The 19,020-nt window shown below is 58.8% G+C and carries 18 protein-coding genes; 12 read left to right on the top strand and 6 right to left on the bottom strand.

Annotated features, from left to right (window positions below; translation table 11 throughout):
- Window positions 1-8: 8 nt before the first annotated feature.
- From ald to KI797_RS11450, 3 genes are all read left to right on the top strand, one after another.
- Window positions 9-1,124 carry an alanine dehydrogenase gene (ald, locus tag KI797_RS11440; protein ID WP_043132101.1) on the top strand — a complete coding sequence of 372 codons (1,116 nt, stop codon included), beginning with the start codon at window positions 9-11 and terminating at the stop codon, window positions 1,122-1,124.
- Window positions 1,125-1,308: 184 nt separating this feature from the next.
- Window positions 1,309-2,259 (top strand): thioredoxin-disulfide reductase, encoded by a 951-nt coding sequence (gene trxB / locus KI797_RS11445; RefSeq protein WP_043132103.1) that lies wholly within the window; start codon window positions 1,309-1,311, stop codon window positions 2,257-2,259.
- A gap of 56 nt (window positions 2,260-2,315) precedes the next feature.
- A complete protein-coding gene (locus tag KI797_RS11450; RefSeq protein ID WP_043132104.1) occupies window positions 2,316-3,557 on the top strand; it encodes a diguanylate cyclase in 1,242 nt (413 codons plus the stop codon).
- Window positions 3,558-3,659: 102 nt separating this feature from the next.
- Here the strand turns inward: KI797_RS11450 and KI797_RS11455 are convergent, their stop codons facing one another.
- Complete coding sequence (locus KI797_RS11455; protein WP_226169390.1) at window positions 3,660-4,130, bottom strand: outer membrane lipoprotein; 471 nt, start codon at window positions 4,128-4,130, stop codon at window positions 3,660-3,662.
- A 17-nt stretch (window positions 4,131-4,147) separates the two neighbouring features.
- On the opposite strand from KI797_RS11455, the gene aat reads away from it, so the two are divergent.
- From aat to infA, 3 genes are all read left to right on the top strand, one after another.
- Window positions 4,148-4,855, top strand: a complete 708-nt coding sequence (gene aat / locus KI797_RS11460; RefSeq protein WP_043132108.1) for a leucyl/phenylalanyl-tRNA--protein transferase — start codon at window positions 4,148-4,150, stop codon at window positions 4,853-4,855.
- A complete protein-coding gene (locus tag KI797_RS11465) occupies window positions 4,852-5,568 on the top strand; it encodes an arginyltransferase (protein WP_226169391.1) in 717 nt (238 codons plus the stop codon). Before aat ends, KI797_RS11465 begins: the two co-directional genes overlap by 4 nt.
- Window positions 5,569-5,636: 68 nt before the next feature.
- On the top strand, window positions 5,637-5,855 hold the full coding sequence (gene infA, locus KI797_RS11470; RefSeq protein WP_005300033.1) for a translation initiation factor IF-1: 219 nt from the start codon (window positions 5,637-5,639) through the stop codon (window positions 5,853-5,855).
- Window positions 5,856-5,924: 69 nt separating this feature from the next.
- Here the strand turns inward: infA and clpA are convergent, their stop codons facing one another.
- Entirely contained in the window at window positions 5,925-8,177 is a 2,253-nt protein-coding gene (gene clpA / locus KI797_RS11475; protein WP_171269772.1) for an ATP-dependent Clp protease ATP-binding subunit ClpA, read from the bottom strand.
- Between the two features lie 60 nt (window positions 8,178-8,237).
- The gene (gene clpS, locus KI797_RS11480) at window positions 8,238-8,555 is read right to left on the bottom strand and encodes an ATP-dependent Clp protease adapter ClpS (RefSeq protein WP_005325410.1); all 318 of its coding nucleotides are present in this window, start codon (window positions 8,553-8,555) and stop codon (window positions 8,238-8,240) included.
- Window positions 8,556-8,783: 228 nt separating this feature from the next.
- On the opposite strand from clpS, the gene cspD reads away from it, so the two are divergent.
- A complete protein-coding gene (cspD, locus tag KI797_RS11485; RefSeq protein WP_005300025.1) occupies window positions 8,784-9,002 on the top strand; it encodes a cold shock-like protein CspD in 219 nt (72 codons plus the stop codon).
- Between the two features lie 125 nt (window positions 9,003-9,127).
- Here the strand turns inward: cspD and asd are convergent, their stop codons facing one another.
- The gene (gene asd, locus KI797_RS11490) at window positions 9,128-10,240 is read right to left on the bottom strand and encodes an aspartate-semialdehyde dehydrogenase (RefSeq protein ID WP_005325413.1); all 1,113 of its coding nucleotides are present in this window, start codon (window positions 10,238-10,240) and stop codon (window positions 9,128-9,130) included.
- 329 nt (window positions 10,241-10,569) lie between these two features.
- Between asd and sugE the strand changes: the two genes are divergently transcribed.
- The gene (gene sugE, locus KI797_RS11495; protein ID WP_005326802.1) at window positions 10,570-10,884 is read left to right on the top strand and encodes a quaternary ammonium compound efflux SMR transporter SugE; all 315 of its coding nucleotides are present in this window, start codon (window positions 10,570-10,572) and stop codon (window positions 10,882-10,884) included.
- Window positions 10,885-10,964: 80 nt separating this feature from the next.
- Here the strand turns inward: sugE and KI797_RS11500 are convergent, their stop codons facing one another.
- Window positions 10,965-11,663: a B3/B4 domain-containing protein gene (locus tag KI797_RS11500; protein WP_226169393.1), complete on the bottom strand. Its 699-nt coding sequence runs from the start codon at window positions 11,661-11,663 to the stop codon at window positions 10,965-10,967.
- Between the two features lie 310 nt (window positions 11,664-11,973).
- On the opposite strand from KI797_RS11500, the gene ycaO reads away from it, so the two are divergent.
- The 3 genes from ycaO (at window position 11,974) to pflB (ending at window position 17,288) form a co-directional block, all read left to right on the top strand.
- Complete coding sequence (ycaO, locus tag KI797_RS11505; RefSeq protein WP_226169395.1) at window positions 11,974-13,734, top strand: 30S ribosomal protein S12 methylthiotransferase accessory factor YcaO; 1,761 nt, start codon at window positions 11,974-11,976, stop codon at window positions 13,732-13,734.
- Window positions 13,735-14,115: 381 nt separating this feature from the next.
- Window positions 14,116-14,964: a formate transporter FocA gene (gene focA / locus KI797_RS11510; RefSeq protein WP_226169397.1), complete on the top strand. Its 849-nt coding sequence runs from the start codon at window positions 14,116-14,118 to the stop codon at window positions 14,962-14,964.
- A 41-nt stretch (window positions 14,965-15,005) separates the two neighbouring features.
- Window positions 15,006-17,288 carry a formate C-acetyltransferase gene (pflB, locus tag KI797_RS11515; RefSeq protein ID WP_025326749.1) on the top strand — a complete coding sequence of 761 codons (2,283 nt, stop codon included), beginning with the start codon at window positions 15,006-15,008 and terminating at the stop codon, window positions 17,286-17,288.
- A gap of 537 nt (window positions 17,289-17,825) precedes the next feature.
- Here pflB and KI797_RS11520 read toward each other — a convergent pair.
- The gene (locus KI797_RS11520) at window positions 17,826-18,263 is read right to left on the bottom strand and encodes a YcgN family cysteine cluster protein (protein ID WP_041205904.1); all 438 of its coding nucleotides are present in this window, start codon (window positions 18,261-18,263) and stop codon (window positions 17,826-17,828) included.
- A gap of 355 nt (window positions 18,264-18,618) precedes the next feature.
- Between KI797_RS11520 and KI797_RS11525 the strand changes: the two genes are divergently transcribed.
- On the top strand, window positions 18,619-18,831 hold the full coding sequence (locus KI797_RS11525) for a hypothetical protein (protein ID WP_152565409.1): 213 nt from the start codon (window positions 18,619-18,621) through the stop codon (window positions 18,829-18,831).
- Window positions 18,832-19,020: the final 189 nt, after the last annotated feature.

Genomic DNA, 19,020 nt, shown 5'->3' on the forward strand with positions numbered 1-19,020 from the left:
GGGATAGCATGATTATCGGTGTACCTAAGGAAATAAAAAACCATGAATATCGCGTAGGCATGGTTCCGGCCAGTGTACGTGAACTGACAGCACGAAACCATACCGTTTTCGTCCAAAGCGGCGCAGGAAATGGCATTGGCTTCAGTGACGCAGATTATCTGGCTGCCGGAGCCGAAATTCTGGCCTCCGCGGCAGACGTTTTCGCCAAGGCGGAGATGATCGTCAAGGTCAAGGAGCCCCAGGCGGTCGAGCGCGCCATGCTGCGCCCGGACCAGACCCTCTTTACCTACCTGCACCTGGCGCCAGACCTGGCCCAGACCCGGGAGCTGGTCGACAGCGGCGCCGTCTGCATCGCCTACGAGACCGTCACCGACGGCCGTGGCGGCCTGCCCCTGCTGGCCCCCATGTCGGAAGTGGCCGGACGCATGTCTATTCAGGCCGGTGCCCAGGCGCTGGAAAAATCCCGCGGCGGTAGCGGTGTGCTGCTCGGCGGCGTACCCGGCGTCGAACCGGCCAAGGTGGTGATCATCGGTGGTGGCGTGGTGGGTTCCAACGCAGCCCGCATGGCCATCGGCCTGCGTGCCGACGTGACCATACTCGACAACAACATCGACACCTTGCGTCGTCTCGACAGCGAGTTCCAGGGGGCGGCCAAGGTGGTCTACTCCAATCGCGAGACCCTGGAGCGCCACCTGCTGGCGGCGGATCTGGTCATCGGCGGCGTGCTGGTACCGGGCGCCACTGCGCCAAAACTTGTCAGCCGTGACCACATTGCGCGCATGAAGCCGGGCTCCGCCATCGTGGATGTGGCCATCGATCAGGGTGGCTGCGTCGAGACCTCTCACGCCACCACCCACGAGGATCCCACCTTCATCGTCGACGAGGTGGTGCACTACTGCGTAGCCAACATGCCGGGCGCCGTGGCCCGCACTTCCACCGTGGCCCTCAACAACGCCACCCTGCCCTTCATCATCAAGCTGGCGGAACAGGGTTATCGCGGCGCACTGCTCAGTGATCCCCACCTGTTGCACGGCCTGAACGTGATGGCGGGCAAGATCACCTGCAAGGAGGTCGCCGTGGCGCACAACCTGGCCTACACGGATCCCCTGACCCTGCTGAACTGATCCCGCCCCCGCCAGGGAGCGTCGATGAGTGAAAATCCGCCCGCGATGGGCGGTTTTTTTATGGCTCAAATCCAGCCATCCTTTCCTCTCTTTGGCGATTGCCACAATCGATGCCCTGGCCTTTGACCCCGGATCACGAATTACCTACAATCGCGCAAACTCATCACGTCTCGGAAATCACATCATGAGCCAAGTTACTCATAGCAAACTGCTGATCCTGGGCTCCGGCCCGGCGGGTTATACCGCCGCCGTCTACGCCGCCCGCGCCAACCTCAATCCCCTGCTCATCACCGGCATGCAGCAAGGTGGTCAGCTGACCACCACCACAGAGGTGGAAAACTGGCCAGGGGACGCGGAAGGGCTGACCGGCCCGGCCCTGATGGAGCGCATGAAAGAGCATGCGGAAAAATTCGATACCCGCATTCTGTTTGATCACATCAATGAAGTGGAGCTGACCCAGCGCCCGTTCCGCCTCAAGGGTGACAACGGTGAATACAGCTGCGACGCGCTGATCATCGCCACCGGCGCCTCCGCCAAGTACCTGGGCCTGCCTTCCGAAGAGGCCTTCAAGGGCCGTGGCGTCTCCGCCTGTGCCACCTGTGACGGCTTCTTCTATCGCAACCAGGAAGTGGCCGTGGTCGGCGGCGGCAACACCGCCGTGGAAGAGGCGCTCTATCTGGCCAACATCGCCAAGAAGGTGCATCTCATCCATCGCCGCGACGAGTTCCGCGCCGAAAAGATCCTGATCAAACGTCTGCACGACAAGGTCGAGAGCGGCAACATAGTGCTGCACACTCACCAGACCCTGGACGAGGTGCTGGGTGACAACATGGGCGTGACCGGCGTGCGCCTGCGCAGCACCCGGGACGACTCCACCTCCGAGCTGCCGCTGATGGGGGTCTTCATCGCCATCGGTCACCAGCCCAACACCCAGATCTTCGAAGGCCAGCTGGCGATGGAAAACGGCTACCTCAAGGTGCGTGGCGGCCTGGAAGGGTTCGCGACCCAGACCAGCATCCCGGGCGTGTTTGCCGCCGGCGACGTGGCCGACCACGTCTACCGTCAGGCGATCACCTCAGCCGGTACCGGCTGCATGGCAGCCCTGGATGCCGAGCGATATCTGGACGCACAATAAGCACAAGGATATAAAGGGCATGCCAAGTGGCATGCCCTTTTCTTTTAAGGAGCCGGATGAAACGGAAAATATTGATTGTGGAAGACAGCCTGACGATTCGCCGCATGTTGACTCAGGCCATTTCGCAACAAACCGGGCTGGAGATTGATGCGTTCGATACCCTTGAAGGCGCCCGCGACTGTCAGGGCGAAGAGTACGTGGTCGCCCTGGTGGATCTCACCCTGCCGGATGCCCCGAGTGGAGAAGCCGTCAATGTGCTGCTGGAACGTGGTCTGCCCGTGGTGATCCTCACCGCCGACATCAGCGAGGAGAAACGGGAAGCCTGGCTGGAGGCCGGTGTGCTGGATTACGTGATGAAGGATTCACGCCACTCCCTGCAATACGCCGTCAGCCTGGTGCACCGCCTCTACCTCAATCAGGCTATCGAGGTGCTGGTGGTCGATGACTCCCGCACCTCCCGCCATCGCACCGCTGCCCAGTTGCGCAAACAGCTGCTGCTGGTGCACGAGGCAACCTGCGCCCGGGATGCCCTGGCCCTGCTCGAGCAGCACCCGGCCATTCGCCTGATGCTGGTGGATTACTACATGCCGGAGATAGACGGCATCAGCCTGGTGCGGATGCTGCGTGAGCGTTACAGCAAGCAGCAGCTCGCCATCATCGGCATCTCGGTGTCGGACAAGCACGGCCTCTCTGCCCGCTACCTCAAGCAGGGGGCGAACGACTTTCTCAACCAGCCGTTCGAGCCCGAGGAGCTGCAGTGCCGGGTCAGCCACAATCTGGAGGCGCTCGAGCAGTTCAACAACATCCAGGAATCGGCCAACCGCGACTACCTGACCGGGCTCTACAACCGGCGTTACTGGTTCAACGAGGGGCAGAAGTGGTTCGAAGAGCATCAACGTCAGCAGGCGCAGCTCGCCCTGTGCGTGCTGGACGTGGATCATTTCAAGCAGGTCAACGATCACTGGGGCCATGCCATCGGCGATCAGTTGCTCTGCCACCTGACCCGGCTGCTCACCCAGTTCTTCCCGGATGCCATGATAGCCCGTTTCGGTGGCGAGGAGTTTGCCCTGATGGTGCCCCACTGTCCGGTTCCCGTGCTGCTCAAGCGGCTGGAAGGGCTGCGGCAACAGCTGCGTCAGCAGCCGCTGTCACGGGAAGTACCGCTCTTTGTGCGCGCCAGCTTTGGCGTCATCAAGGTCGGGCGGCTCTCCATGGACGAGGCGCTGAGTGAGGCAGATCGCCAGCTGTATCAGGCAAAGAACACAGGTCGCGACAAAATAGTCTGCCAGGACGCCTGAGCGAGTCTCGAAAGAGACACTCCGTGTAGTACCGCCCGGCGCCCCTTGCGGCCGCCGGGTTATTCCCCCTTCTGATTGCACTCTACCCGCTCACGGGTTTCCTCAATAGGTCTTGTCGACCCGCACCCCATCGCTGAAATAGAGGATGCGCACCTTGTCTCCGCTCGCAAACACCATGGCCGGATCGTAGTCCTGGATAACGTTGATGAGCCCGTTCTGTTCATTGCGGATCAAGAGCTCCACCAGCTGGTTCTCCACCATGCTGCCACCGGACTGGTAGTGCTGCACCGCAGCAGCCCCCGCCAGTGCCCCCACGGCGGTGGCGATCTCCCGCCCATGACCGCCGCCAAACTGGTTGCCAAGCAGTCCCCCCAGCACGGCGCCACCCAGGGTTTTCCAGCCGGTATGCTCGGATTCCAGCACCTGGCGCTGGGTGATGTTGCGCACCGTGTCCACCTGGCCAAACACCACCTGATCGACGGGGCGAGCCGTATTGCGCTCGTAGGGTGCAGCCCAGGCGGGCGCCGTGACAAAGCCCAGCAAGCTGGATACTATCAGGATAATGGCCTTCATCTGTGAACCTCTGTCTTATGTCTCGCTATCTCACCGAACTGGATGATGAGCTGTGCTGGTTTCCCTCCCCCAGCCATGCGCTGGAAGAACCCAATGGCCTGCTGGCGATTGGGGGAGATCTCTCCCCTGCCCGTTTGCTGGCAGCTTATCACAGCGGGATCTTTCCGTGGAATGAGCCACATCAGCCGCTGCTGTGGTGGTCGCCGGATCCCAGGGGGGTGATAGTGCCCGATGAGCTGCACATAGGGCGCAGCCTGCAGAAGTATCTGCGCCGCACCCCCTTCGACATTACCATCGATCATGCCTTCGATGAGGTGATAGCGGCCTGCGCCGCCCCCCGTCGCAGCGCCAGCGGCACCTGGATAAGCGCCCCCATGATCGACGCCTATCGGCAGTTGCACCGCCTGGGCCATGCCCACTCCGTCGAGATCTGGCAGGATGGTCAGTTGCAGGCGGGGCTCTATGGTCTCTCCCTTGGCCGCCTCTTCTGCGGTGAATCCATGTTCAGCCGCATCGATAACGGCGCCAAACTGGCCATGGTGGCGCTCTGTCGCCACTTCGCACGCCATGGGGGTGCCCTCATCGACTGCCAGATGCAGAACGACTTCCTGGCCACCCTGGGAGTCCAGGAGTGGCCAAGAAGCCGGTTTCTGACCACATTGGCGAGCCTGATCAAGCAACCACTGCAAGACGGTTGCTGGCAGCAGAGGAGAATCAGCCTATGACCGAAGAAGTGATCCTCAAGGTAGGCCTGACCCCCAGACACCCGTGTAGCTACCTCGGCCATGAGCAGGAGCAGTTGCTGGTACTGATGGATCATGAGCTGCTCAATGCGGCCGGTTACGAGCGGCTGCTGACGGCGGGATTCAGGCGCAGTGGCAACGACATCTATCGCCCCCATTGCCCGGCCTGCAGCGCCTGCCAGCCACTGCGCATCCACAGCGAGCGTTTCGTGCCTAACCGCGGCCAGAAACGCGTTCGTCAGCTGAACCGGGATCTCGAGCTGGTGCTGAGCTACGACGACAAACCCGAGTATTACCAGCTCTATGAGCGCTACATCCGCGAGCGCCACCACGATGGCAGCATGTACCCGCCGAGCCGCACCCAGTACAAGGGATTCCTGCACTGCGACTGGATGCCACCGCTCTACATGGAGATACGCAAGGAGGGACGCCTCATCGGGGTGGCCACCACGGACCTGCTCCCCCACTCCATGAGCGCCATGTATACCTTTTTCGATCCCGATTATGCCGACCGCTCACTGGGCACCTTTGCCATTCTGAGCCAGTTGGAACTGGCCAGGCGCACCGGTCGCAGCTGGCTGTATCTGGGCTATCTGGTGGAGGCGTGCCGCAAGATGAATTACAAGCGCCAGTACCTGCCCCACGAGCTGCTGGTGCAGGGAGAATGGAAAAATATCGACACCAAGCCCGAGTAAACTTTACACATAGCCTTAAATCCGGCATGATCCAGCGGTTTTTTGTTGTGGCTTATCAAGAGGATTCAATGGCTAAAGAAGACAGTATTGAGATGCAGGGTACCATTCTCGAAACCTTGCCCAATACCATGTTCCGTGTGGAACTGGAAAATGGTCACGTGGTTATCGCTCATATTTCCGGCAAGATGCGCAAAAACTACATCCGTATCCTGACTGGGGACAAAGTAACGGTGGCTCTGACTCCGTACGATCTCTCCAAGGGACGTATTGTTTTCCGCTCTCGCTAAGCCAGGAATTCAGCAAAAAACCCCAGCCTCGCGGTTGGGGTTTTTTGTCGTTTCTGGCCTCAATCACATTTAGTGAGAGACAGCTTCAACATTGACCTGGAAGTCAAAGCTGAGGCTGTTATTCACCAGCTCCACTCTCACTACTCCGCCATCGACCAGTGAGCCGAACAGGATCTCATTGGCCAACGGCTTCTTGAGGTGCTCCTGAATGACCCGTCCCATGGGTCTGGCACCCATTGCCCGATCATAACCCTTCTCGGCCAACCAGTGGCGCGCCTCTTCAGATACCTCCAGTGATACCCCTTTGGCATCCAGCTGTACCTGCAGCTCGACGATGAACTTGTCGACTACCTGATGGATCACCGCCATGTCCAGATGGTTGAACCAGATGGTGTGATCGAGCCGGTTGCGAAACTCCGGACTGAACGTCTTGTTGATCACCGCCATGGCATCGTGACTCATGTCCTGCTGCTGGAAGCCAATGGACTTGCGCTGGGTCTCCTGCACGCCCGCGTTGGTGGTCATCACCAGGATCACGTTGCGAAAATCGGCCTTGCGTCCGTTGTTGTCCGTCAGGGTGCCGTTGTCCATCACTTGCAGCAACAAGTTGAAGACATCCGGATGCGCCTTCTCGATCTCGTCCAGCAGCACCACCGAATGGGGATGCTTGAGTACCGAGTCGGTCAGCAAGCCGCCCTGCTCGAAGCCCACATAGCCGGGAGGTGCCCCGATCAGACGGGAGACGGTATGGCGCTCCATGTATTCGGACATGTCAAAGCGCAGCACCTCGACCCCGAGCGCCTTGCCGAGCTGCTGGGTGACTTCGGTCTTGCCCACCCCGGTCGGGCCGGCAAACAGGAAACAGCCCACAGGGCGACGCTCGTTACCAAGGCCGGAACGTGACAGCCGGATCGCGTCGGTCAATACGGTGATGGCCTTGTCTTGGCCGAACACCACCATCTTGAGATTGCGCTCCAGGTTCTTCAGCACCTCCTTGTCGGAAGAGGAGACCGACTTCTCCGGGATGCGGGCAATCTTCGCGACTATGGCCTCGATCTCCGGCACATTGATCACTTTTTTACGCTTGCTGACCGGCAACAGACGTTGCCCCGCCCCCGCCTCGTCGATCACGTCGATGGCCTTGTCCGGCAGGTGTCGATCATTGATGTACTTGGCGGAGAGCTCCACTGCGGCACGGATGGCCTTGACGGTGTAACGGACGCCATGGTGCGCCTCATAACGGCTCTTGAGCCCCATCAGGATGCGAGTGGTGTCATCTATGCTCGGCTCGACGATGTCGATCTTCTGGAAGCGGCGCGCCAGTGCCCGATCTTTCTCGAAGATCTGGGAATACTCCTGATAGGTGGTTGACCCCACACAGCGCAGCAGACCATTGGAGAGCAGCGGCTTGATGAGGTTGGCCGCATCCAACTGTCCGCCGGAGGCTGCGCCCGCCCCTATGATGGTGTGGATCTCGTCGATGAAAAGGATGGCCCCTTCCTGACGCTCGATCTGCTTGAGCAGCACCTTGAGACGCTTCTCGAAGTCGCCGCGGTACTTGGTGCCTGCCAGCAGGGAACCCATGTCCAGAGAATAGATGGTGCTGTTTGCTATCACCTCGGGCACGTCACCCTTGACGATGCGATAGGCGAGCCCCTCGGCGATGGCGGTCTTGCCCACCCCGGCCTCCCCCACCAGCAAGGGATTGTTCTTGCGGCGACGGCAGAGCACCTGGATGGTGCGACTCAGCTCCTGATCGCGACCGATCAGCGGATCGATGCGCCCCTCCAGTACCAGCTGGTTGAGGTTGGTGGCAAAGCTCTCGATCTGGGCGGAGGAGACCTCGTCATCGGACTCGGCATTGTTACCGCCACTCTCGGGCTTGCTGTCTTTGCGCACCCCGTGGGAGAGGAAGTTCACCACATCCAGCCGGCTGATCTCGGCTTTTTTCAGGAAGTAAGCGGCCTGGGACTCCTGCTCACTGAAGATGGCAACCAGCACATTGGCACCGCTCACCTCGGTATTGCCCGACGACTGGACATGGAACACGGCACGTTGCAGCACGCGCTGGAAGCCAAGGGTCGGTTGGGTTTCTCTGTCTTCGTCATCACGGGGGATGAGCGGGGTCGTTTGATTGATGAAGGCGCGTATTTCCTTGCGCATCTGCTCCACATCCGCACCACACGAATTCAGCGCCTCATGGGCTGAACTGTTATCCAGCAGGGCTAACAACAGGTGCTCGACGGTCATGAATTCGTGGCGCTCGTCACGGGCCAGCTTGAAAGCCTCGTTCAGCGTCTTTTCTAGATCTTTGTTCAACATAGGCACCTCCCCTCAGTACAGCAACAATGCGGTGTCGTTATCGCCATCAAGTCATCAGATTCAAGCCTTTTCCATGGTACATAGCAGTGGATGTTCGTTGTTACGTGAATAGGTGTTGACCTGGACCACTTTGGTCTCGGCAATCTCGGCGGTAAATGTGCCGCAGACTCCCTTACCACTATAATGCACGCTCAGCATGACCTGAGTGGCCTTCTCCAGATCCATACCAAAGAACCTTTGCAGCACCTCCACCACGAATTCCATCGGCGTGTAGTCGTCGTTGTTCAAGACGACCTTGTACATGGGTGGCGGTTGCAGCTTCGTTTTCTCTGCTTCTGCAATCTCTTCATTAGCAAAGAGTTCTTTCTGCTTGCTCATAGTTGCGCTTTGGTACCTCTAGATTACTACCGTCTCGCTCAAGATTGTCAATAGACTTGTTAACCAGATCACATCGGTTGTTAACAACTTCTTGACTCGCTTAAAAGTTGGACTAGATTGGTTACTTGCTAATCGGCGCCCGTCTGCTACGGGGTGATGCTCTAGTTATATAAGGCTGGCGCAGGTTACTCAACGACTTCAGGGTAATCAATAAAAGGATGTAGATGTATGGCAACCGGAACAGTCAAGTGGTTCAACAACGCAAAAGGATTTGGGTTTATCTGTCCGGAAGGCGGTGGTGAAGACATCTTCGCTCACTACTCCACGATTCAAATGGAAGGTTACAAGACCTTGAAAGCGGGTCAGGCAGTCAACTTTGAACTGCAGCAGGGGCCGAAAGGAAATCACGCCTCTGTCATCGTGCCAAACGAAGCACAGAACATGTAAGAGTCAAACTGGATAAATTGAAAAACGGCATCCCGCAAGGATGCCGTTTTTTATGTCGCTCGATATGTCGACACAATAAGAAAGGCCAGGCCTTCCTTATTGTGTGCTCTTGCGAGCTATTCCTGTTAGCGCGCCAGCAGGATGTTAAGCATGCGGCGCAGCGGCTCGGCGGCGCCCCACAGCAGCTGGTCACCCACGGTGAAGGCCGCCAGGTATTCCGGGCCCATGTTGAGCTTGCGCAGACGGCCTACCGGAATGCTGAGGGTGCCGGTAACAGCAGCCGGGGTCAGCTCGCGGGCCGTGATGTCGCGATCGTTGGGGATCACCTTGACCCAGTCGTTGTGGGCGGCCAGCAGGGCCTCGATTTCGGGGAGCGGCACATCTTTCTTCAGCTTGATGGTGAAGGCCTGGCTGTGGCAGCGCAGGGCACCGATGCGCACGCACAGACCATCCACCGGAATGGCGGCGTTCTCGATACCGAGGATCTTGTTGGTCTCGGCCTGGCCCTTCCACTCTTCACGGCTCTGACCGTTGTCGAGCTTGGTGTCGATCCAGGGGATGAGGCCACCGGCCAGCGGCACACCGAAGTTGTCCACCGGCAGGGTGCCGGAGCGGGTCTTCTCGGTGATCTTGCGCTCGATGTCGAGGATGGCGGAGGCAGGATCTGCCAGCTCTACCGCCACTTCGTCGCGCAGCAGCCCCATCTGGGTGACCAGCTCGCGCATGTGGCGCGCGCCACCGCCCGATGCGGCCTGATAAGTGGCCACGCTCACCCACTCCACCAGATCGGCCTTGAACAGGCCACCCAGAGCCAGCAGCATCAGGCTGACGGTGCAGTTGCCGCCGACGAAGGTCTTGATCCCCTTGTCCAGCGCCTCGTCGATCACGTCGCCGTTGACCGGATCCAGGATAATGACGGCGTCCTTCTCCATACGCAGGGAGGAGGCGGCATCAATCCAGTAACCCTGCCAGCCGGCGGCCAGCAGACGGGGATAGACATCCTTGGTGTAGTCGCCACCCTGAGCCGTGATGATGATCTCCTGCGCGGCCAGCGCCTCGAGATCGAAGGCGTCCTGCAAGGTGCCGGCATCGACGCCGAAATTGGGGGCGGCCTCACCGGCCTGGGAGGTGGTGAAGAAGGTGGGTTGAATGCGGGCAAAATCCTTCTCTTCCTGCATCCGGCTCATCAGTACCGAACCTACCATGCCACGCCAACCGACCAAACCAACTTTTTTCATAATGTCCTACCCTGGATAGCTGCTGTAAAAATGAAGTCTCATACGCCGTGATCCCTTGCCGGATGTGGGTCCGTTCACAAATTGGCCACAAGCATGATGTGTAATTAATGCGTCTGTCCACATTACGGATTGTGGCGACGGGCGCAAGTCGAATTGCGCAATATTCTGTGTCATTTGCCGCAATAACCCTGGGGTTCGGGCCACCGCGCTTGGCGGACTCCCCATCGGTCAGGCATCATGATGCCCGACTGGCAACCACTGCCCCCTGGGGACGACCCCAAGGCCTTCTTGACTCGCAGGGACGACCCTGCCCCGCCTGGAATACTCATATGCCCTGGTTACTCCTGCTGTTGGCCGGCCTGTTCGAGGTCGCCTGGGCCATCGGCCTCAAGTACACCGACGGTTTCAGCCGTCCCCTCCCCACCCTGCTGACTCTCTCTGCCATGGGGGTGAGCGTGCTGTTGCTCGCCATGGCGGTCAAGCACCTCCCCCTTGGCACCGCCTACGCGGTCTGGACCGGCATAGGCGCGGTCGGTACCGTGCTGATGGGGATCTGGCTGTTCAATGAACCGGCCACCCTGGCCCGTGTGCTTTGCCTGCTGCTGATCATCGGCGGTATCCTGGGGCTCAAGTTGATCGGCTGATAGCGAGATGGTCATGCGGCCCCGCAACACCCGGTATCACGTATAAAAAATGGCCACCCTGGGTGGCCATTATGTTCTCCTCATGCCCCGCCGGGGTTTCCTATCAGCACGCTCTCTATCCGGGCGCCCGGCATCATCTGCCTTAACCCCTCGACCAGCCGATCACCGGCCTCCTGCAGTGCCGCCAGCGGCATTTCAGGCAAGCTCTCCAGGATGAACCACATCTGCCCGGACTCGGCACTGAGCCGGGTTCTGATCCCCTGACGCCAATTCCAGCGGCGACAGGTCACGCCTCTGTCATCACACCAGACCACCTCGCCAGGTTCAGGGGTCTCGTGAGCAGGGATCCCCTCCTTCATGATGTCAAACAGCTCGGTGCCATCGGCAATGATCAGCCGAGGCGACCCCTCATATGCGGTGAGATCCTCCCCACCGACGGGGATGGCGTACTCGATGCTGATGGCGTTGTAGAGATCGACGACGGGATCGATGCAGGGCAGGCTGCCCTCGCGTTGCACCCGCTTGAGCAGTGCCTGTGCCGAACAGGGGGTGCGCTGAGGCTTGGCACCGAAGCGTTTGAACACCTCGCCCCAGGCGGACAGATGCGCCTGTGCCCAGGGCGCACCTCCCGCCGCAACGGATTGGCAGGCCCGCGCCAGCGCTTGTGTGCCAACGTTGCGATCGACGATGCTGGTCCCGTCGACCTGGATGCTCAGGGCCCGGAATCCCGGGGCCAGCCTGGTCACCCTGGCATCAATCTGTGGTGTCATGAATGGCATAGCAACTCCCAATAAATGATCAGTGGCGCAGGCGATAACGGCAAACGAGGCCAAATGAACCATGCCCGGAAGGCAGGCCCGTGATGCTTGTCACCACGAAGAAACAAGTCGGCCCCATGATGGGTGACGGCATGATATAAAAAAAACTACTTTTTCTTAATGTTGTTCAGGAGAGCTAATAACCCAGACTATTCAGGCCACCGACAGCCCCCTGACCCGCACCTGGAATGGGATTGTCCTGGCCGCTTTTCCCGCCACTCATGCTATTATCTGCGACCGAACATGAGCCAATAAAAATCAGGATATTGTGATGACCGACCACACTTTTATTCCCGGCAAGGACGCGGCGCTGGAAGACTCCATCGAACGCTTCCAGACCAAGCTGCAGGCCCTGGGCTTTGATATCGAAGAGGCCTCCTGGCTCAACCCCGTGCCCAACGTCTGGTCCGTGCACATCCGGGACAAAGAGTGCGCCCTCTGCTTCACCAACGGCAAGGGAGCCAGCAAGAAGGCTGCCCTGGCCTCGGCCCTGGGGGAGTATTTCGAGCGTCTCTCCACCAACTACTTCTTTGCCGACTTCTATCTGGGTGAGCAGGTGGCGAACGGTGACTTCGTCCACTACCCGAACGAGAAGTGGTTCCCCATCCAGGGTGACCAACTGCCTGCCGGTCTGCTCGACAGCTTCACCCGCAAGTTCTACAACCCGGACGGCGAAGTGACCGCCGACATGCTGGTGGACCTGCAGTCCGGCAACGAGGAGCGTGGCATCGTCGCCCTGCCGTTCGAGCGCCAGTCCGATCATCAGACCGTCTACATCCCGATGAACATCATCGGCAACCTCTATGTCTCCAACGGCATGAGTGCCGGCAACACCAAGACCGAGGCCCGCACCCAGGGCTTGTCCGAGGTGTTCGAGCGCCACGTGAAGAACAAGATCATCGCCGAGGCCCTGAGCCTGCCCGAGATCCCGAGCGAGGTGATCGCCCGCTATCCCGGCATCAAGGCCTCCATCGAGGCGCTGGAGGCCGAAGGCTTCCCCATCTACAGCTTCGATGCCTCGCTCGGCGGACGTTATCCGGTCATCTGCGTGGTGCTGCTCAACCCGAGCAATGGCACCTGCTTTGCCTCCTTCGGCGCCCACCCGCGCTTCGAAGTGGCGTTCGAGCGGACCGTCACCGAGCTGCTGCAGGGCCGTGGCCTGAAGGATCTGGACGTATTCGTGCCGCCGTCATTCGACAACGAGCAGGTGGCGGATCACCACAACCTGGAAACTCACTTCATTGACTCCTCCGGTCTCATCAGCTGGGATCTGTTCAAGCAGGAGTCCGACTTCGAATTTGCCGACTGGGACTTCCGTGGCACCTCCCAGCGGGAGTTCGATCACCTGATCGGCATCTTCCACGAGCTGGAGCAACCGGTCTACATCGCCGACTACGAGCACCTCGGCGTCTACGCCTGCCGCATCCTGGTGCCGGGCATGTCCGACATCTATCCGGTCGAGGATCTGCTGCTGGCCAACAACACCATGGGTGCCCACCTGCGGGAAGTGATCCTGGCGCTGCCGTCCCTGGAGTGGAACGCGGAACAGTACATGGCGCTGTTCGATCAGCTGGACGAAGAGGGGCACGACGAGCGCACCCGCGTCCGTGAGCTGCTCGGCATCGCCGCCGCCAAGGGCTCCGCCCTGCATACCCTGCGGATCGGTGAGCTCAAGGCCATGCTGGCCCTGGCCGCAGGTGACCTGGAGAGCGCACTGGATCTCATCGACTGGACCATGGAGTTCAACCAGTCGGTGTTCCCGGCCGATCGCGCGAACTACTACCGTGCCCTGCGCGCCTGCGTCGAGCTGTTCCTGGATGAAGAGCGTGATCCAGAGCAGTACCGCCCGGTGTTCACCCGCATGTTCGGGGAAGAGACCCTGGCCGAGGCTTGGGCCCATGCCCGCGGCGAGGCACGCTTCCATGGTCTGGAGACGGCGGATCTGTCCCTGTCCCAGTTCCCCCTGCATCAGAAACTGCTGGCAGCCTACGAGAAGCTGCAAAAAGCCAAACGAATCCATACATGGCGTTGACATGCCAGTGTGACGAAGGGGCCTGATGGCCCCTTCTGTTTTATGGTCTACGCTTTTGCTGGCCACTACTCAAAGATGAAATAAATAACAAAAAATACCTCTTAGGGGGTTGTCAATTTGAAGTTCATCGTGCACGACGGCCTCAAAGGTGCATTGCCAGTGCCTTTTTTGATGCAGCAGATATAAACTCTTAAAAATCATGAAATTAAAAACACACCACTTTCTGTTTCACCTGAAACCTGGTGTAAAGTCAAGCTTCCGGATGAATAAAAAACCTGTAGTAAAATTACATTCACAATCTGTAATTCTTGATCGGAGTCAATTTTGGGGATCAGCCCCTTTGTTATGATTTCCACAGGCAAAATATGCAGGTACTGAGAATTGAAAGCAGAATCTCCCTTTGATTGTCTGAAGCCCGAAGCCATCGCCGCCCTGGCTGAAGACATCACCTATGCCAAGGCCACCAAGCCCGCCCACAAGGTCATTCCTCTGGCCATCACGGCTGGCGCTTTCATCGCCATCGCATTCGTGTTCTATATCACCGTCACCACGGGATCGAGCGGCATGGCCTGGGGAATGTCCAAGCTGGTCGGCGGCTTCTGTTTCTCCCTCGGTCTCATTCTGTGCGTACTGCTCGGCGCCGAGTTGTTTACTTCCACCACCCTGACCCTGGTGGCCAAGGCAGCCAACCGCATCAGCTGGACTCAGCTGCTCAAGAACTGGGGTCTGGTCTACTTCGGCAACCTCATCGGCGGGCTCATCATAGTCGCCCTCATCATCATGTCGGCCGAGTACACGGCGGCGGATGGTCAGTGGGGGCTGAACGCCATGAAAGTGGCCCAGCACAAGATCCATCACACCTTCTTCGAGGCCCTGGCGCTCGGCATCCTCTGCAACCTCATGGTGTGTCTTGCCGTGTGGATGGCCTTCGGCGCCCGCACTGCCACCGACAAGGTGATGGTGATGCTGCTTCCCGTCGCCATGTTCGTGGCCTCCGGCTTTGAACACAGCATCGCAAACATGTTTATGATCCCGGTCGGCATCGCCATCCATGCGGTAGCAGGCCCGGAATTCTGGCAGGCCATCGGCCAGGACCCGGCATCGTTCGCCGATCTGACCGTATCCAACTTCGTCCTAAACAACCTCATTCCGGTCACCATAGGTAATATCATTGGTGGCGGCGTCATGGTTGGTCTGACTTACTGGTTTATCTTCCGTCGCCATCATTAAGGATGGCGGCAGACACATAAATACCTTGAGAGGTAATGAAAATGGCAGAACTTAACGAACAGTTCCAAAAAGCATGGGAAGGCTTCGCAGCCGGTGAATGGCAGACCTCTGTCAACACCCGTGACTTCATCCAGAAGAACTACACCCCGTATGAAGGTGACGAGTCCTTCCTGGCTGGCGCGACCGAAGCTACCACCAAGCTGTGGGACAAGGTCATGGAAGGGATCAAGATCGAGAACCGCACTCACGCGCCGGTCGATTTTGATACTGACCTGCCCTCCACCATTACCGCTCACGATGCCGGCTATATCGATCAGAGCCTGGAGCAAATCGTCGGTCTGCAGACTGACAAGCCGCTCAAGCGCGCCATCATCGCCAACGGCGGTATCAAGATGGTCAAGACCTCTTGCGAAGTCTACGGTCGTCAACTGGACCCAATGGTCGAGAAGATCTTCACCGAGTACCGCAAGACCCACAACCAGGGCGTGTTCGACGTTTACACCAAAGACATCCTGAACTGCCGCAAATCCGGCGTCATCACCGGTCTGCCGGATGCCTACGGCCGTGGCCGCATCATCGGTGACTACCGCCGTGTTGCCCTGTACGGTATCGACTTCCTGATGGCCGACAAACTGGCCCAGTTCAAGTCCCTGCAGGCCGACTTGGAAAACGGTGTCAACCTGGAAGCCACCATCCGTCTGCGCGAAGAGATCTCCGAGCAGCACCGTGCTCTGGCCCAGATGAAGGTGATGGCCGCCAAATATGGCTGCGACATCTCCGTACCGGCCAAGACCGCCAAAGAAGCCGTGCAGTGGACCTACTTCGCCTACCTGGCGGCGGTCAAGTCCCAGAACGGTGCCGCCATGTCCTTCGGTCGTACTTCCAGCTTCCTGGACGTGTACATCGAGCGTGACCTGAAGAAAGGCCTGCTGACCGAGCAAGAAGCCCAGGAGCTGATGGACCACATGGTCATGAAGCTGCGTATGGTTCGCTTCCTGCGTACCCCTGAATACGATTCACTGTTCTCCGGCGACCCCATGTGGGCGACCGAGACCCTGGCCGGTATGGGCGTTGATGGCCGTACCCTGGTCACCAAGAACAGCTTCCGTATGCTGAACACCCTGTACACCATGGGCCCGTCCCCTGAGCCGAACCTGACCATTCTGTGGTCCGAGAAGCTGCCGGTCGGTTTCAAGAAGTACTGCGCCAAGGTATCCATCGAAACCTCTTCCGTTCAGTACGAGAACGATGACCTGATGCGTCCGGACTTCAACAACGATGACTACGCCATCGCTTGCTGTGTGTCCCCGATGATCGTCGGCAAACAGATGCAGTTCTTCGGTGCCCGTGCCAACCTGGCCAAGACCATGCTGTATGCAATCAACGGCGGCATGGACGAGAAGCTCAAGATCCAGGTCGGCCCGAAAACCGAAATGGTCAAGTCCGAGTACCTCGACTACAACGACGTGATGGATCGTCTGGATCACTTCATGGACTGGCTGGCCAAGCAGTACGTGGCTGCCCTGAACATCATCCACTACATGCACGACAAGTACAGCTACGAAGCCTCCCTGATGGCGCTGCACGACCGTGACGTCTATCGCACCATGGCGTGCGGCATCGCCGGTCTGTCCGTGGCAGCTGACTCCCTGTCTGCCATCAAGTACGCCAAGGTCAAGCCGGTTCGTGACGAAGATGGCGTTGCCATCGACTTCGAAATCGACGGCGAGTACCCGCAGTTCGGTAACAACGACGCTCGCGTCGATGACATCGCCTGTGACCTGGTCGAGCGCTTCATGAAGAAAATTCAGAAGCTGAACACCTACCGTGGTGCCGTGGCTACCCAGTCCGTGCTGACCATCACCTCCAACGTGGTGTACGGCAAGAAGACCGGTAACACCCCGGATGGCCGTCGCTCCGGTGCGCCGTTCGGCCCGGGTGCCAACCCGATGCACGGTCGTGACCAGAAGGGTGCCGTTGCGTCACTGACTTCCGTCGCCAAGCTGCCGTTCGCTTACGCCAAAGATGGTATCTCCTATACCTTCTCCATCGTGCCGAACGCCCTGGGCAAAGACATGGAAGCCCAGAAAGCCAACCTGGCCGGCCTGATGGATGGTTACTTCCACCATGAAGCCAACCTGGAAGGTGGTCAGCACCTGAACGTCAACGTGATGAACCGTGAAATGCTGCTGGACGCCATGGAAAACCCGGAGAAATATCCGCAGTTGACCATCCGCGTATCCGGTTATGCCGTTCGCTTCAACTCTTTGACCAAAGAGCAACAGCAAGACGTCATCACCCGTACCTTCACCGCCTCTCTGTAATAGGATCTCGGTGAACAAAAACCGGCGCCAAGGCGCCGGTTTTTTTATGGCTGTTTGCTGGCGATCACCGCTCTCCCCCGCGGTTTTAGATACACATCCTCTGCCCAACCTCCCATTCAGAAAAGCGCAGTCAGACTAGCTGCCGCAAAGCCAACGTAGCCCCTGCACGCCAGGGTTGGTTTCTTTACTCTCGGGAGAGGGGTCAGTGTGAAGGAAAGGGGCCTGGTGTCCCGCTGTGAGGCGCCAGAAAACAGCAGGGGCAGAGGGGGGGGTAAACTCCCCTGCCCCTGGTCATAAAAGCGATTTGGCGGGCGCTGGCGGGCTTAATGGTGGCAAGCGGTCGCTCTTATCACCCTCCGGCTTCAGCACGCGACCCCGAGAGAGGATGGCGCGCGCTCTATCCCCTGAGTGCAACATCGTGTTTCCACTGCCATCAGGCCTTAAAACTGATCGTTCTATATACCCATAGCAACAGGGGCAGAGGAGTCCGACTCCCCTGCCCCTGTGGCATCTGGATACTCTGTTGTCGGCTGCGGCTTAACTGGCCCAGGTAATGATGTGATCGATCCAGTCGCCGGCATGGGCCTCGTGCACCACCTTGCCGCGTACCGACTGACCGGCCTGATGCATGGCGCTGCGGCTGCCGGTGATGAGCGGGTGCCACTCAGGCAGGCTCTGCCCCTCTGCCAGCAGGCGGTAAGCGCAGCTCGACGGCAGCCAGTCGAACTCGGCAATCTTGTCGAAGGTGATCTGCAGGCAGTCCGGCTCTTTTTTAAAGCGGTTGCCGTAGTCGGAACACTGGCAGGTCTTGGTATTGAGCAGGTTGCAGGCCACATTGGTGAACACCAGCTCCTCGGTGTCCTCGTCGATCAGCTTGTTCAGGCAGCATTTGCCGCAGCCGTCGCACAGTGACTCCCACTCCGTCATGGTCATCTGCTGCAGGGTCTTCTCCTGCCAAAAAGGAGTTGGCTGCATTTTCTCGACTCGCTGCATGGAAGGGCTCGCTCAATAGACCAGTAAAGCGCGTGGTTATACCCTTTATGGTCCGATTTTTCAAGGAAGATGGACTACACCCACTGCCAATTAGCCCCCTGCCCAAGGGGTCTGGTTTTGACGCCGAAAGAAGCAGAACCAATGCACCTTTAGCGACTTCCACGAATTTTTTGGCAAATTTGCCATGATGTTCTTGTCATTGAATTGATGCAAAATTTTCATCGGAAAGCCTCCAATGGCTACAACATGAGTCAATGCTGATGCACTCTGCCCCGGCAACAAGATCTAAACTGATTACTCGCAAGCCCAGCCCATTAGCTGGACAGAGGACGTTGCCATGAAGACGTTGAAACTTGCATTGCTAATAGCTGCATCGCTATTGCTCACGTCCTGCTCCTCGTCGGTGATCCCAGGAGAAGCGCCCGCCGCTGGAGGTGCCCTCCCATCAGGAGGAATGGAGCCTGCTTACGGCAAAGGAGGTGGTCGCAATAACTTTGCTGCCACCATGTCACAGAACGACCAGCAGGAGATGTCTGTTTTAACAGATTAAGTGCACAGCCCTGGCCGCTTCCCCGGGGCCTACTTCACTGAAGCCTCAGGTTATCTTTCATCAGACCGGATCTGGAACCATTCTTCCGGCACCCGGCGGCCGACCGGCACCAACCGACAAACGGAACATGATGCCGGTGGGTACCAAACGGCATAAACCCGCGCTCATAAAAAATGCCACCCTAGGGCG

The organism is Aeromonas media (assembly GCF_020423125.1).
In the GTDB taxonomy this organism is placed as follows: domain Bacteria; phylum Pseudomonadota; class Gammaproteobacteria; order Enterobacterales; family Aeromonadaceae; genus Aeromonas; species Aeromonas media.